Source organism: Psychrobacter sp. NPDC078409 (assembly GCF_050268505.1).
Lineage (GTDB): Bacteria > Pseudomonadota > Gammaproteobacteria > Pseudomonadales > Moraxellaceae > Psychrobacter.
The window spans coordinates 381504-397543 of record NZ_JBNNGW010000001.1; the positions used below are offsets into that span (position 1 = coordinate 381504).

Consider the following 16040-nt stretch of genomic DNA (forward strand, 5'->3'; position numbering starts at 1 on the left):
ATTATAAATGACTGATCACATTCATGATTTAGGCGCAGGATTTTGGAACATACGCGGAACATTCCGTCTCGGTGGCGTGCTAAATATCGGCACTCAATGCTCGCTAGTCAAGCTATCATCAGGAAAATTTATCTTTTTGGACAGTTACGCCCTCACGGGTGATGTTCGAGATAAGGTTATGGCATTGACCAATAATGGTCAAGATGTCGAAGCGGTGCTGAACGTACATCCGTTTCATACAGTCAGCTGTGCTCAAATGGCTAAAGACTTCCCGCAAGCGACGTTTTATGGCAGTAGCCGTCACCATAAAAAGGTGTCAGAAATCGATTGGGCAGATGATTTGGTAGAAAGTGACGCAGTCGCTGCACGCTATCCTGAACTTAAGTTTTCAATGTCAGAGGGCATTTACTATATTTCGCCCAATGAGATGATCCATGCAGGTTCTTTATTGGCTTATCATCCTGCCAGCCAAAGCTTGCACGTAGATGATACGTTTATGAGCCCACCAACGAAGCTATTAGAAGCTGTATTGCCTGAGCTAATACTGCATCCTACGACCAAAAAAGCTCTGAAAAACGAGCCAAACGCTGGCGCGCAATACTGCGACTGGGCGACTAATTTGGCTCATGAATGGCGTGACGTACGCAATTTCTGTGCTGCGCATTCTTATCTTGTTCAGTTCAAAGAAGGTGGGTTTGAGAAAGCACTGGTGAAAGCCGTTAAGAAAGCACGTCCAAAACTAGAAAACGCCTAACTTCTCACACCTTAGACATATATTTTTGATAAACATAAAAACGGGTCGCTATTACTGTATTTACTAATGTAGCGACCCATTTTTTGAGCCAATGACTTTATAAAACATGCGATTATAGAAACTTATTATCGAAACAGCAATGTCGCCAACTCATCTTCATTGTTAAGAATATCTGCTAATGTATAACGCTCAAGCACATTGACAAATGCGGTGAGCGCTTCAAAAAACACGCTTTTAAGCTGACAGGCTGGACTAATCACGCAGCCTAGTGATTTATTCTTTTTTTCCTCAATGAATGTCACTGGCAAATCCGCCTGATGAGCGCCCTGCTCACTATCCTTATGAGACACTGGTACGGCAAAGCACTCTACCAGATTAAAATCAGGCTCTATCTGTTTAATCAATATGCCTAAATTAATATCTTTAGGCACACGTGCCAAGCGTATGCCACCGTTTTTGCCGCGGATACTTTCTATATAACCAAGCTGACCTAGCTGATGAATAATCTTGGTCAAATGACTTTTGGAAATACCATAACTATCAGCAATATCGCTAATATTAGCCAATAGTGATGGATCTGGTCTCACGGCTAAATAGATCAATGAGCGTAGCGCGTAGTCACTATAATTGGTCAGTCGCATGTACTTGCGCTCCTATTTTTATAAATTTTATATATTAAGCTAGGGCGTGTCATCAATTAGATTATGAGCATTAAAATAAGATAAATTGATGCTAAATAAGGAAAAGTTCGCAGTGAATATGAACCTATTGACAAGAACTTTGACACAGTTTAGCGAAAATTTAGCCATTTTAAGGCCATAAATTGCATCAATGTGCTAATTGATGACACGTCCTAGACAAAGTAAGTCGCATTTTTGGTAATAACGTTTAGACATAGCATTTGTAAACAGTATCGTTAGCCCGCTTTAACCAAATAAACCATCAGGCCGAGGACGTGCCAGCATGGGCAGATAACTGATGCAAAATAGCACAAAACAAGCAATCCAAGCACTTTGCGCCATCATAATCCACATTAGGTAATGATTCATATCTACCAATGGTAGTAACACACGGCTGATAAATACTAAGACCATCAAACCGTACATAACGCTTACCGTTTTTGGCGGTTGATGAATACTGCGACCTGTATGTCCTAGAGACACTCTAGTCATCATTGCTAACGTCATCATACCAACACCAGAAATCGCCAGTCCATGCATAGCGATGCTGTGCGGATAACCGAGCCAAGGCTGTAGTGAATACAATAAGAAACTCAAACACATGCCTAGAAACGCAATATACAACGACCAAAGTAATGGTTTATGCCAAATACTTTGATGATACCATCCTATCAGACGTACGATATTAATCACTGCTACGCCAAGTGCAGTAATCGTTAAAAAATACTTATTTGGATAAAATACATCACTAATAAAAAAGGCGAAGAAAAACACTAAGCTTGCGATATCTTGTGTCTTACTCTTACGTAGTTTAATGGGTTCTGACGTTTCCACATCTATACCCATACTAAGACCACGTTCAATAAAAAATGGCACTACGCGGCGGCCAATCGTCAGCACCAGCCCGATAATCAAATAGAACCCACTATAAATTCCTATCTTAATTGTATTTGTATCAGCATTGATAATACCCCAATAGCAGAGTCCGTTGCCAAAGGTCAGCAGTGCCGGTTTTGCTAATATACCCATTTGCTTGTATTGCTTAACTTGCCATACTGCTCTACATATCACATATGCCATCAAGGCGACAAATACCATATCAAAAAGGGCTGCTATATATAACCACGATATACTATCACCTATGAACGTTATGCCAAGCCCAAAACCTAACCAGCTCAGACGTGCCAGCAACCAACAGACAAAGATACCTAGCAACTTATAGCCATGCGGCATCATCACCCCTGTCCATGTTTTGACTGCGGTTAGCAAAAACCCGGCTATCACTGCCATGGCATAACCATACACCATCTCATGGCCATGCCAGTATAACGGGTTCAAAACTTGTGCATCGATATCCGTGTAACCAGTGAACACAAACGCCCATAGCAGCATCGTTGCCACAGCAAATAGCGCAGCAGCACTAAAAAATATGCGAAAGCTCAAATTAAGGATAGAATGCGGAGAGCTTGGTGGTTTGCTAGGTAACTTGATAGATTGCATAGCCATCTTCTTAGAGGAATATAGATGGCTCTAATTATAACATTCATTTTAAATGAACTTTATAAATCTTTAGTCTAACTATAAAATACTTTACTCACCGAAGTGCGGCGCCTACGGTAGTCTCTCAAAGCGACGTCCCAAGTATAAAAATAGAGAAACCAGGCTGGCTGTTCTTTAGCTGTTATTTGGCCATGACTTAGTTAATATCACTTACAACTGTAATGCCGCAATGACTAACGATACGACCACTATCGCCGTGACATACTGTCTAATTTTAAAATATACATCGCTAATAATCTGCGCGCGATGCAGACTATAATCAATAACCAATAGACTTATATAACCGACAACCAATAGCCAAATAAAGCTACTGGCTGATAAGATTAAAAACCCAAGCCAAAGGCAAAGCGCAATGACATTGCTATACAGTGGAAGCCTAATAGCCCACTTATTGTCGTCAGCTAAATCTAAATGATTACCCCAATGTGCGCCTGCCATAAACGATGCAATCACTAGTCCATAAGCACTTAATATATCGACTACTGAACCAAGCATAGGCACGGTAACAACGTCTATCATCAATAAAAATGCACAGGCGACAAACGGAATAGCACCTGCAAAAGTGAGATAAGGACTGGGCTTTTTCATTGTTTAAACCTATCTTATGATTAATCTAATAATAGTTGTCACCTGTTGAGTGGAAATTTTCCACATACATTAATCGCTCTTTTGAGTGTTACCTTGCCACTGACGAATAAAATCACCGTTTGGATCGTATTGCTGGGTTTGCTTGTCGAGATTAAACTGTCTGCATCCTCTTGGGTCAGCGCCGACGCCTGCCAGATATTGCCAATTGCCCCAATTGCTGCCGACATCATAATCAACAAGATGTTGCTCAAAGTAAGCTGCACCATACTGCCAATCAAGGCCTAGCTCATGGATAAAGCAACTGGCAACCAGTTGTCGTCCGCGATTCGACATATAACCTGTCGTGCGCAATTGGTTCATGCATGCGTTGACGATAGGATATTGTGTTGTACCACTCTTCCATTGCGCTAACAGATTTTCGTCCAATTGAGTTGAAGGCGCGTGCTGAGCGATGCCTTTAAACCAAAACAACTTTTGCCGATGGGTGACAGCATACCAATAAAAATACTCACGCCACAGCAGCTCGAACCATATCCAGTAGGTAGAGTCATTTGCGATAACATCGCGCTCATAGCGACGCAGACGATTCAATACTGTGTTTACAGACAGTGAGCCGTTTGCCAGCCAAGCGGAGAACTTCGTAGAATGTGTCCAGTCATCAAGCGCGTTTCGGGTTGTTTTATAAGTGCTCGGCGCATCGGAATCAAAATAGCTATCTAAGTGCTGAAGACCATTTGACTCTCCACCTCTAAAACTGGATAGCTGCTGTGATGGCTTATCAAGCCCTGCATGATCAGACAACTGCGATTCAAAAAAGTACTCGTCCCTACTCTGCACACTTTCAGGCAATGGAGCAAGTGATTCTGGCGTTGGAGAAATGGCTATATCTTTTTCTGCATGCAGCAAATCATAATCAGTCTCAATTTGTTTACGAAATTGCGTAAAGCTTTTGGGTAAGCTCTCTAGCGGTAACTCGTCAAACAAAGTCGCTGTTGTTTGAATGTGCCACTGTATCTCTGGATATTTCGCCTGTAGAAGCTCATATACTTTGTTTTGATTATAATCTGCCGTCTGGCTGATGCAGATATCTGTCACTCGTTGCTGCGCTATTAGATCACTCAACTGAGTAAAGACGTCCAATGCTTTATCGCCTTTTTGTAAATACAGCAACCTATTACCCCGCTGCATCAATGACGTATTTAAATCAGCTAGGCTCTCATGCAAAAACTGCTGGCGAGCTTGCCCCATAGCCTCATAACGATAGGCATCGTAATGCTCTTTATCGTCTAATATATCTGTCAACGATGAGGCATAAACCAATAGCAGCTTTCCATCAGTGGAAATCTCAGATGCCTTTAATAGAGTGGCATTGTCCGTTACCCGCAAGTCATTGTGAAATAATACCAATGTGACATTTTTATTCTCTAAGTTATTCGCTGCTTGATTTGACATACCCTATCCTTCTAGCTGTTCAGCTCTTATCTATTATTTTTAATATTTAGTCTTTAATCTTTAATCTTAAAATATCATATACGGTATAACACATACTTAGCATTCAATTTTGATGCTAACCTAATACTTGTAAGGCAATGCGCTCAGCCCCAGAAACCACTTATAAGCATTGACTCTCATGTGTCTGACTGCTTAAATGGTTTACCTCTAGGAGAACATCATGACTCAAAATAATACTACGACTGAAGAAAATAAATCAGATGAAAAGCGTAAACTTATCAATCGATTTTTGATGAGACTGACAAAAGAGCAGCCTCAAATGTATTACGCGACTACCTCTGAGATATCGCGGAGTATTCATACGATGATAAAAGAACACACCAATCGCCTGTCAGTAGAAGAGCAAGCACTGGTAAGACGGATGACGATGGAAGAGATTGAAGGGTTGCTTGGCTTTCATGCTAGATAAATAATTGACTGACTTTCAGATGTATCGCTTTCAGTAAGTTGCCAAATATCATACAAAAAAAAGACCGCTATCAAAACGGTCTTTTTTATTAGCTATTAGCTAGATTTAATAATTAATTTAAGACAATTAGAATGGATATTCACGTGGCTCATTTTGCATTGAGATCCAATGTGTTCTAGTGAACTCTTCTAGTACCCACTCCCCGTTGAAGCGACCGATACCTGAGTTTTTCTCACCACCAAACGGCGTATTGCTTTCATCATTAACTGAGATGTCATTAATGTGGGTCATGCCAGCTCTGATACCGCGAGCGAAACGCAGACCTTTTTGCATATCAGCAGTGAACACCGCACTAGACAGACCATACATAGAATCATTGGCAATCGATAGCGCATCGTCTTCGTCTTTAGCACGGATGATACCAACCAATGGTCCAAACACTTCGTTGCGTGACAGATCCATTTCGCGAGTGACTTCGGTAAAGATGTGTGGCGGTACGACTTGGCCTTCAATCTCGCCACTGAGTATCATTTTTGCGCCTTCTTCCTGCGCTTTAGCGATTTTTTCTTTGAGCGATTTAACTTGTTTTTCGTTGATAATTGGGCCAACAGCAGTATCTTGCTTATTAGGATCACCAACGTTTAATGTTTTGACGTGTGCTAAGAAACGCTCTACGAAATCATCATATATCTCGTCTTCTACAATGACTCTGTTAATCGCGATACAGATTTGACCTTGATGCAGAAACTTACCAAAGGCAGCTGCTTTTACCGCTTGCTCAATGTCAGCATCTTTTAGTACCACAAATGGGCTGTTACCACCTAGCTCAAGTGCCACTTGCTTGATATATTCGCCGCCATTTGCCAACTCACCGATATGTTTACCCACTGAGGTCGAACCTGTGAACGACACTAAACTTGGCGCTTTGTGTTCAACGATTGCATCGCCTATCTCACTGCCTGATCCGACCACGACGTTTAATAGACCTTTTGGTAGACCCGCTTCTTCAAATACTTTAGCCAATAGCAAACCACCTGTCACTGGCGTATCGCTAGCAGGCTTGAGCACGACAGCATTACCAAGCGCTAAGGCTGGCGCGATTGAGCGCTGCGTTAAATGTAATGGGAAGTTCCATGGGCTAATGACAGCGACAACGCCGATTGGCTCACGATAAATGAAGTTTTCTTTACCAGGGGTATTTGATGGACGAATCTCACCATGAACACGATTAGGGAATGTCGCTGCTTCAAGGGTAATCGCGCGCGTCGCACCGAACTCGACCATGGCTTTGATACGAGTACTGCCCGACTCTTTGATTAGCCAATCAACGATTTCCTCTTTGCGCTGATCGAGTATGTTGACCACTTTATACAACACTGCGGCGCGCTCTGCTGGTGTCTGCTTGGCCCATGCTTCTTGAGCTTGGGTCGCCGCATCATAGGCTTCGTTCAACTGATCTTTGGTCGCTTGCTGGATCTCTACAAGCGTATCACCGTTATATGGGTTGGTATTGGTGTTGGTGCTATCGTCTTTACCGGTTTGCCATTCACCAGCGATGAACTGTAAATGAAAGTCACTATATGCACTCGTAGTATTGGTTGACATAATCATCCTTATTTTTAATTTGTTATGTTAAGTATTGGTTTTCGATTATTAAAATAAAATTGTTAAGTCGGCGATATCTTAATGAGAAAATATCTGGCAGGTAGTAAGTCTGAAATCGTTACCAAGCTATCAATCAATAGTCATCAATTAAAAAAAGCTCTAATGAAAAATGATCTTTAGCAATAAATACTAACGGTAACGGATAACAACAAAACCTACCTTGCTAGACGACTGGTCTAATGCTACCATAGCTACTAATAAAACAAGACTATTTTGTCAGTGAATATTGTTGATAAAACGTAACACATATAACTATATCCTATTACAATACGCCATTAACGTGACGTTCAAATGAACGCTAACTGTTTTAACTGACTATCTAATGCATACGCTAATACAAGCAACTACTAAGGGAGACAATCCTGTTTATGTCTAATACAGACGCAACGACACCAGATACTAAAGCTCATTTACTTGCCACTGGCTACCAATTAATCGCCAAAAAAGGTTTTACCGCTGTTGGTCTAAAGCAAATTTTAGATACAGCAGGTGTGCCAAAGGGTTCTTTTTACCATTATTTCGCTTCTAAAGAAGCCTTTGGTGAAGCCATTATTAATCATTACTTTAGCTTATATAAGACTCGGTTGGATGTCATCGATGCACAAGATGTCAGTGCACAGCAAAAGCTATATGATTATTTTCAAAACTGGTATGACACCCAGCAGAATGGCTGTGACCATGAGAAATGCTTGGTAGTGAAGCTCAGCGCAGAGGTAGCCGATATGTCAGAAACCATGCGTAAGGCACTCGATACTGGCTATCAGCAGACGACCATGTGGCTCGCTAAGCAGATCAAAGCTGGCTGGCTCGATGAGTCCGTCCCTCGTCACGATAACATCTCGGCTGAGAGTATGGCCAAGCGTTGGTATTTTGCATGGCTTGGCGCAAGCTTGATTGCAAAGATTAGCCAAACCAATACCCCTTTAGCAGAAATTTGGCAGATGACCACGACCCAAATGGGACGCTAATCGTCAACTGTTCGGATTTCTAGCGACTGCACTTCTAACGTAACCATTAAGGCACATTGAATATTCATAACGCTCATAGATAGTAGCTGTCAGTACTATGCTTGATTATTCAGTGTGCTTCATTGCCTTCTCTTTTTTAAACGAATTTCTTAAAGACATTTGCATACGGCTTAGACAGTTATACGAGAGTTTTGTAAATATAACTAGACGACTGGTCTAATTGGTGTACAATGCGCATAAATATTAAGAATGAATGTCTATACGAGCATTGCTTATCATTCATTGATTGATATCAGACAATATCCCATGTCAAAACCATTTAATTGAACCGTTTTTATTAAAAACTTTTTATTACTAATTAGGAATCTTATGAATAACTTCCAATACTACAACCCAGTCCGTATCGTTTTTGGTGAAGGTCAAATCGAGCAATTATCAGATTTAGTCCCTACTGATGCGCGTGTACTCATTACTTATGGTGGTGGTTCAGCACAGCGTACTGGTACTTTAGACGAAGTGAAAACAGCATTAGCGGCAAGCGGTAACCGTACTGTATTTGAATTTGGTGGCATCGAAGCCAACCCAGAATTCACTACGTTATTAAAAGCCGCTGATATGGTTAATGAGCATAACATCGACTTCTTATTAGCAGTTGGCGGTGGTTCTGTAATTGACGGTAGCAAATTTGTCGCACTCGTTTCTTCATTGACTGAAGAAGACGGCACTGTCTCACGTGACCAAGCTTGGGATGCCCTAACTGGTTATTGCAAAAACATCGATTCTGCTGTCGACTTGGGTGCTGTATTGACTATCCCAGCAACAGGTTCTGAGATGAACTCAGGCGGCGTGATCAACTATAGTGAACGTCAAGCAAAACTACCGTTTGGTAACCCACTTGCCTTCCCTAAATTCTCAATTCTAGATCCAATCAAAACACTTACCCTGCCTGAACGTCAGGTTATGAATGGTGTTGCTGATGCATTTGTTCATGTAATGGAACAATATCTGACTTACCCAGTAAACGCTAAAGTACAAGATGCCTTTGCTGAAAGCTTGCTTAAAATCCTTATCGATGAAGGTCTAGTTGTTAAGCAAGATCCAGAAAACCTAGAAACACGTAAGAACATTATGTGGACAGCGACCATGGCATTGAACGGTCTGATCGGCACTGGTGTACCACAAGACTGGACAACTCACATGGTTGGTCATGAGCTGACATCATTACACGCTATCGATCATGCACGTACGCTAACCATCGTATTACCATCAGTCATGCGTGAGCTAAAAGAAAGCAAAAAAGAAAAACTGCTTCAGTATGCACGTAACGTATGGAACATTACCGATACTGACCTAGACGACGATGCTATCATCGAAACGGCTATTGTTTACACTGAAAACTTCTTCCGCGAGCTTGGCTTGCCAGTTAGCCTAGAAGATGTTGACTTGACGGAATCAGCGATTGATCCAATTATCAAGCAGCTTGAAGTGCATAACATGGTCAAGCTTGGTGAACATGGTACTAACGACTTAGAAGTATCACGTCGTATCTTGCAGCGCGCTGTAACTAGCAAAGCGTCTTAATAAGCGCTATAGCAAGAACTGTCAGAAGAATTATAAGAAAAATCGCGACAGTAACAATAAGTACATATCGTTATGCTATCTATAGTAGTAGCTATTCCATGCTGAGTAGCTACTACATTTAACACGACTATAATAATGACAATTAATAAATATAAAGGAGTCCTACAATGAGCTTCGACAAACAACAGAATCAACAAACAAACCGTCAAATCAAATTGGCGAGCCGTCCTAATGGCGTACCTACTGCTGACAATTTTGACATAGCAACTAGCGACATTCCTACGCCGAAAGATAACGAGATGCTACTACGCACTGTATATCTATCACTAGATCCATACATGCGTGGGCGTATGAGTGATGCAAAGAGCTATGCAGACCCGTTAGAAGTCGGTGACGTCATCATGGGTGGTACCGTAGCGCAAGTGGTAGAGTCGAATATCGATAACTTCGCGGTAGGCGACTTAGTCGTATCAAACTCAGGCTGGCAGGACTACAGTGTCAGTGATGGCGAAGGCGTCCTGAAACTAGACAAAAACATGTCTAACCCTTCTTATGGTTTAGGTGTGTTAGGTATGCCAGGGTTCACCGGTTACATGGGTCTGACTGATATCGGTAAACCACAAAAAGGCGAAACCTTAGTTGTGGCAGCAGCTACTGGACCGGTCGGTGCCACTGTCGGTCAAGTGGGTAATCAATATGGTCTGCGCACTGTCGGTGTGGCAGGCGGCAAAGAGAAATGCGACTTTGCGGTCAATGAGCTTGGCTTCGATATCTGTATCGATCACAAAGCCGATGACTTCGCTGAGCAATTAAAAGCAGCGTGTCCAGATGGTATCGACATCTACTATGAAAACGTTGGCGGTAAAGTATTTGATGCGGTAATGCCCTTACTTAACGACCACGCACGTATTCCAGTATGTGGTCTGGTATCGCAGTACAACGCAACTGATTTACCGGATGGCAAAGATCGCCTAGGTATGTTGATGGGTCTTATCTTAAGTCAACGCCTAACTGTCAGAGGTTTCATTATCTTTGAAGAGTACGGCGACCACTTCCCCCAGTTCTTGGAAACCATGAGCAAATGGGTAGAGTCAGGCGAAGTGAAAACCAAAGAGCACATTACTGACGGTCTAGATAATGCCCCAGATGCATTTGTCAGTATGTTGAACGGTGATAACTTTGGTAAGACTGTAATCAAAGTATCTGACGTCAAATAGTTACTGGTTAAACATTCGCTAGTTAAGCAGCTACTGACAGTTAGTAATCGTTGTGAATAACTACTTAACAACATAAATTGCTAATATCACTACTGAAAGTTGCTTACAAAGCAGGAATAATGCTAACAGTCATTATTTGCATTTAGGCTAATTAAGTAAAAACAGCTAATGATGTAACGTAAAACTTATGACTGTTGGCTATATAGTTACTAACACATAAATAATAAACAAGGATAATTATGAACATTTTAATGGTACTAACTTCTCATGACCGTTTAGGCGATACTGGTAAAAAAACTGGCTTTTGGCTAGAAGAATTTGCTGCTCCTTACTACGCATTTCTTGACGCTGGTGTAAATGTAACTCTAGCTTCTCCAGCTGGCGGTCAGCCACCACTAGATCCTAGTAGTGACACAGAAGACACGCAAACCAAAGACACCACTCGTTTTAAAGACGACAAAGATGCTCAAGAGCATCTGGCTAACACCAAAAAACTTGCTGATATGAACGCTGAAGACTTTGATTCAGTATTTTATCCTGGTGGTCATGGCCCGTTGTGGGATTTGGCAGTAGATGAAAACTCTATCAATCTGATCGAGACTTTTGTCAAGCAAGATAAGCCTGTTGCTTTTGTTTGTCATTCTCCTGCAGCGCTTAAAAACGTTAAAGTCGATGGCGAGTACTTAGTAAAAGGCAAAACAGTGACTGGTTTCACTAACTCTGAAGAAGACGCAGTTGGCTTAACAGACGTAGTACCGTTCTTAGTAGAAGACGCATTGAAAGCCAATGGCGGTAACTACGAAAAAGCGGCTGATTGGGAATCATTTGTTGTTGAAGATGGTCTGCTAATCACAGGTCAAAACCCTGCATCATCAGAAGAAGCTGCTAAGCGTCTAATGGCGAAGCTGCAAGGTTAGTCAAATTCACTACGCAATAAGGTCGATACCATGATTCGCTTACATCATCTCAATCAATCACGCTCATTACGTACGCTATGGCTCCTAGAAGAGCTAGGCGTACCTTATGAAGTCGTTAGTCATCAGCGCGATGCCAAGACTCATTTAGCACCAGACTCTCTAAAGGCTGTACATCCACTCGGTAAGTCTCCGGTTATCGAAATGGATGGACAGATTTATGCTGAGTCAGGTGCTATCACTGAGCTGTTAATTGAACGGTTTGCGCCAGAGCGTTTGCGCCCTGCTACAGGAAGCTCAGACTACGGCTACTATCTACAGTGGATTGATTTTGCAGAAAGCTCGCTCATGTTGCCATTAATGCTTGAATTATTTACTAACAAAGCGGGCATTAATGACAATGAGTTTTTAAATGGCTATATCGAAACAGAGAAAACCAGACTATTTAAATATCTGGATACTTCGGTTGAAGGTAAGTCGTTTATCGTGGGTGACAAGCTAAGTGGTGCCGACTTTATGCTGTCATTCGATTTGATTATTCTTGCTAAGCGTCAGAAACTTGATGCTTATCCGCATATCAAACAGTATGCTGAAAAGCTGGCCGGTCTTGATAGCTATCAGCGTGCGATGCAGCTAGAAGCAAAATATGATGAATCGATTTAGTATTTGGTATTAATTGATACTATGGTGTTAGTCAAAATGCTACGTAGTAATTGACCACCTGATTTTTCGATACACAAAAACAGCTCTGTATAGAGCTGTTTTTTATGCCTATAGCATTTTTTACTTGTTGCATCGTTTGTTTTAATGTTCGTTAAATTGCACGAAATACTGGTATATCTTTATTCAGCAGCGCTGATGAGTTACGCGGTGATGACAAAAGCGTTGTAGAAGTTATGATAAAATATGCCCTGCATTTCTTGGGCTATCTTTCCAGTTTGACCAGCATTTATATCAGCTACCCCATTGCGTTTTAAGCTATGAACATTCATCGTACTGACCTGATTTTGCGTCTGGAATCTGTTCTATGCCATTCTATTTCCTTATACAGATTATGGTACGTCCATGAGTAACGAATATCAGTTTAAGCCCCACGAACAACCGATAATGGTAGGCTCTCCTGCCAATCCTGATCATCCTACACGCCGCAAATTATTTTACTTACTGATTGGAATTTTCGTTGGTCTCACAGCCAGTTTCCAAAACGGTCTGCTCGTCGCAAATCTTACTCAAATTCAAGGTCAACTAGGCTTAACGCCAGCTGAAGGCGGTTGGATATCTGTTAGCTATAATATGACCAACGCCTGTATCACCGTTCTGCTGTACAAAATTCGCCAACAGTTTGGCATGTCACTCTTTAGTAAAATCACTCTGTTCTTTTTGTTAGCTGCCACGAGTCTACAGTGGCTAATCAGTAGTCACTTATTAGATACGCCTAATATAAAAATTGAGCCTTATTATCTAGAAATTGTCGCCAGAGGACTTAGTGGTATGGTCGCAAGTGGCATGACCATTTTAGGTTTATTCTATTGTTTGCAAGGTATGCCAACCGTCAAGCGTACCAGTGGCTTGATATTGGGTTTTGGCTTGGTGCAGTTTGGTATTCCATTATCACGAATCATCTCGCCCTATCTCGCCATCGACGGTCAGCTTGAGAATTTATTTTTATTTCAATTTGGTTTGGCACTGATTTGTTTTGGACTGATTAATATATTGGAGCTACCACCAGGTAATACGGAAAAAGTATTTGAGAAACTCGATTTTCTCAGCTTTGCTTTTTTTGCGAGCGGTCTAGCTGCACTGGCTGTAATTTTGGTGCAAGGTAGGATTTTATGGTGGACGACACCTTGGCTCGTCTATCCACTGATGATTGCTATCGTTGGAATTGGCGTCGCTCTATGGATTGAGACACATCGCAAAAACCCGATGCTACAAGTGCGCTGGATGCGTAGCCGCAATATTATTGCTTTTATGATTACCGGCGCGGTCATGCGAATTTTGCTGTCTGAGCAAAATGTCGGTGCTGCAGGCCTACTTGCTAATTTGGGTTATGGTAACGATCAGTTAGTTACTTTTTATGCTGTCATAATGGCTGCCAGTGTGTTGGCTTTGGTGATTAGTATTTTTAGTACCAATCCAATGGACTTGCGCCGTCCTGTTGTTTTTGCAGTGGCATTGATTGCTTTGGGTTCTTGGATGGACGTTGGGGTGTCTATCAACTCCGCTCCTTATATGTTTTATATTAGTCAGTTTTTGATTGCATTTGCCGCGGTATATTTTATGGGACCTTTGGTTTTCGAAGGATTTCTGCGTGCTATTGCCAGTGGGCCTGCTTATATCATTAGTTTTTCGGTTATCTTTGGTATTTCCCAAACGGTTGGTGGATTGGCAGGTGCAGCGGCTATTCAGGCATTTACGACCATTCGTACACAGGCCCATTATGCAGATATGGTCAGCTCACTGAACTTGGGTGATCCTACGTTCAGCGCTCAAATTGCCGGTACTCGTAGTGTATTGTCAAACCAAACGACGGACGCAGCGCAAGCGAATGTGGCTGCAATGAGTCAAGTGTTGCAAGGGATTCAGCGCCAAGCAACTGTCTCCGCTTATAGCGATCTGTTCTTTTTGATGGCCAGTTTTGCTACTTTCGTTACAGCTATTTTATTGATCAATTATTTTTATAACCGTTACCACAAACGCAATCCCCTTGCTAAAGAGCTTGCCGTTATTGCAAAAATGCGTGAGTCAAAATGACTCAGCTTATTATATTAATCATGTTTCACCTCATTCATTTATAGCCAGTCTATTTTAATATTTATTGAAAATTTAGGAGCACGTCATGAGCCAAGAAAAACCAAATGAGCTTAATCAAACACCTCAGACGTCCACTGGCGCTCCAGCAACAGACACACCTATAACGTCCGATATAAGCAAAGAAGAGTCTGCTACAAATTCTTCGCCATCAGCAACTAAGACAGCAGAAGGTGTTGTAGAAAACAGTACAGACAGCAATGAACCACCGATGCCACCAAAAGAGCCAATACCCGATACTACAGGTTGGTCGCCCAAGAAAAAGTCCTATCTAAACTTAGGTTTATTAATTCTATTGATTGTCATTGGTGTGGCATTGATTTTGTATGCCTGGAAGCTCCCACCGTTCACCCCAACGGTACAGCAAACCAATAATGCTTTTGTCAAAGGTCAGACGACTATTATTAGCCCGCAAGTTTCTGGCTATGTGACCAAGGTAGCCGTGCAAGACTTCGCCAACGTAAAAGCTGGCGACTTACTCATAAAGATTGACGATCGAACCTTTCAGCAGCAGCTCGATCAGGCACAAGCAAATACTGAGGTAGCTCTTACTAACCGCTCTACCAATGACCAGGATACGCAAACCAGCCAAGCACAAATCGAAGCACGTAGAGCTGATTTGTATAGTGCCAAAATCAATGTAGAAAGCGCGCGTGAAGATGTCAACCGTTATCAAGGTTTAGATGCTATTGGTGCGGTATCAAAGGCAGAAGTTGCTCATATCAAGGCACAATTGGCTCAAGCACAAGCAGGGGTACAGCAAGCAGAAGCTAATTTACAGGCGGCTCAAGAAAACCGTGAAAAGACTAGCGGCAGTCGCTCATCGCTGGACGCAAATATCAAAAATGCTGAAGCAGGCGTCAAGCAAGCGCAAATCAATCTAGACAATACTATCATCACTGCACCTGAATCTGGCCAGCTAAGCCAAGTTAGTGTCAAAGAAGGCCAATACGTCAGCGCTGGTACGCAGCTCATGTATATCGTGCCAAAGGGCATTTGGATTATTGCAAACTTTAAGGAAACTCAAATAGCCAATATGGCAATCGGCGAGCCTGCGACCATTCATGTCGATGCGCTTGGCGGTGCCAAATTTACGGGTCGTGTGAGTAATATCTCGCCAGCGACTGGTAGCGAGTTCAGTGCTGCTGCTGCCAACCCTGCGACAGGTAACTACATAAAAATTGCTCAACGTATTCCTGTACGTATCGACCTAGACCAAAACCAGCCTGAGCTTGCGCGCTTACGCCCTGGCATGTCAGTCTCAGTGGATGTCGATACCAATATTAAATGAAAGGTTGAATAAAAAGTTAAATAAAAAATAATGTCAGATAAGGTAAATAGCTAACGTAAAAAAGCCGCTCTAGATACCAAAGAACTTGGA

At 42.0% G+C, this 16040-nt stretch carries 14 protein-coding genes; 9 read left to right on the forward strand and 5 right to left on the reverse strand.

Going from position 1 to position 16040, the window contains the following annotated elements:
- Nucleotides 1-7 precede the first annotated feature (7 nt).
- Complete coding sequence (locus ACQKC9_RS01385) at nucleotides 8-754, forward strand: hypothetical protein (RefSeq protein WP_427620216.1); 747 nt, start codon at nucleotides 8-10, stop codon at nucleotides 752-754.
- Nucleotides 755-879: 125 nt separating this feature from the next.
- Here the strand turns inward: ACQKC9_RS01385 and ACQKC9_RS01390 are convergent, their stop codons facing one another.
- From ACQKC9_RS01390 to ACQKC9_RS01405, 4 genes are all read right to left on the reverse strand, one after another.
- Nucleotides 880-1395 carry an Rrf2 family transcriptional regulator gene (locus tag ACQKC9_RS01390; RefSeq protein WP_427620217.1) on the reverse strand — a complete coding sequence of 172 codons (516 nt, stop codon included), beginning with the start codon at nucleotides 1393-1395 and terminating at the stop codon, nucleotides 880-882.
- Nucleotides 1396-1680: 285 nt separating this feature from the next.
- Nucleotides 1681-2934, reverse strand: a complete 1254-nt coding sequence (locus ACQKC9_RS01395) for an NnrS family protein (RefSeq protein WP_427620218.1) — start codon at nucleotides 2932-2934, stop codon at nucleotides 1681-1683.
- 210 nt (nucleotides 2935-3144) lie between these two features.
- Nucleotides 3145-3582 carry a DUF3429 domain-containing protein gene (locus tag ACQKC9_RS01400; protein WP_427620219.1) on the reverse strand — a complete coding sequence of 146 codons (438 nt, stop codon included), beginning with the start codon at nucleotides 3580-3582 and terminating at the stop codon, nucleotides 3145-3147.
- 69 nt (nucleotides 3583-3651) lie between these two features.
- A complete protein-coding gene (locus ACQKC9_RS01405) occupies nucleotides 3652-5034 on the reverse strand; it encodes a DASH family cryptochrome (RefSeq protein WP_427620220.1) in 1383 nt (460 codons plus the stop codon).
- 220 nt (nucleotides 5035-5254) lie between these two features.
- On the opposite strand from ACQKC9_RS01405, the gene ACQKC9_RS01410 reads away from it, so the two are divergent.
- Entirely contained in the window at nucleotides 5255-5503 is a 249-nt protein-coding gene (locus tag ACQKC9_RS01410; protein WP_057760515.1) for a hypothetical protein, read from the forward strand.
- Nucleotides 5504-5629: 126 nt separating this feature from the next.
- Here ACQKC9_RS01410 and ACQKC9_RS01415 read toward each other — a convergent pair whose 3' ends face one another.
- Entirely contained in the window at nucleotides 5630-7108 is a 1479-nt protein-coding gene (locus ACQKC9_RS01415; protein ID WP_201548618.1) for an aldehyde dehydrogenase family protein, read from the reverse strand.
- A 428-nt stretch (nucleotides 7109-7536) separates the two neighbouring features.
- Between ACQKC9_RS01415 and ACQKC9_RS01420 the strand changes: the two genes are divergently transcribed.
- The 7 genes from ACQKC9_RS01420 (at nucleotide 7537) to ACQKC9_RS01450 (ending at nucleotide 15950) form a co-directional block, all read left to right on the forward strand.
- The gene (locus ACQKC9_RS01420; protein WP_057760518.1) at nucleotides 7537-8136 is read left to right on the forward strand and encodes a TetR/AcrR family transcriptional regulator; all 600 of its coding nucleotides are present in this window, start codon (nucleotides 7537-7539) and stop codon (nucleotides 8134-8136) included.
- A 369-nt stretch (nucleotides 8137-8505) separates the two neighbouring features.
- On the forward strand, nucleotides 8506-9717 hold the full coding sequence (locus ACQKC9_RS01425) for an iron-containing alcohol dehydrogenase (protein WP_101205076.1): 1212 nt from the start codon (nucleotides 8506-8508) through the stop codon (nucleotides 9715-9717).
- A gap of 167 nt (nucleotides 9718-9884) precedes the next feature.
- Nucleotides 9885-10934, forward strand: coding sequence for an NADP-dependent oxidoreductase (locus tag ACQKC9_RS01430; RefSeq protein ID WP_427620221.1), 1050 nt, complete (start codon nucleotides 9885-9887; stop codon nucleotides 10932-10934).
- A 239-nt stretch (nucleotides 10935-11173) separates the two neighbouring features.
- A complete protein-coding gene (locus ACQKC9_RS01435) occupies nucleotides 11174-11851 on the forward strand; it encodes a type 1 glutamine amidotransferase domain-containing protein (RefSeq protein ID WP_427620222.1) in 678 nt (225 codons plus the stop codon).
- A gap of 30 nt (nucleotides 11852-11881) precedes the next feature.
- Complete coding sequence (locus tag ACQKC9_RS01440) at nucleotides 11882-12511, forward strand: glutathione S-transferase family protein (RefSeq protein ID WP_160021176.1); 630 nt, start codon at nucleotides 11882-11884, stop codon at nucleotides 12509-12511.
- Between the two features lie 402 nt (nucleotides 12512-12913).
- The gene (locus ACQKC9_RS01445; RefSeq protein ID WP_427620223.1) at nucleotides 12914-14602 is read left to right on the forward strand and encodes an MFS transporter; all 1689 of its coding nucleotides are present in this window, start codon (nucleotides 12914-12916) and stop codon (nucleotides 14600-14602) included.
- A gap of 85 nt (nucleotides 14603-14687) precedes the next feature.
- A complete protein-coding gene (locus ACQKC9_RS01450; RefSeq protein ID WP_427620224.1) occupies nucleotides 14688-15950 on the forward strand; it encodes an HlyD family secretion protein in 1263 nt (420 codons plus the stop codon).
- Nucleotides 15951-16040: the final 90 nt, after the last annotated feature.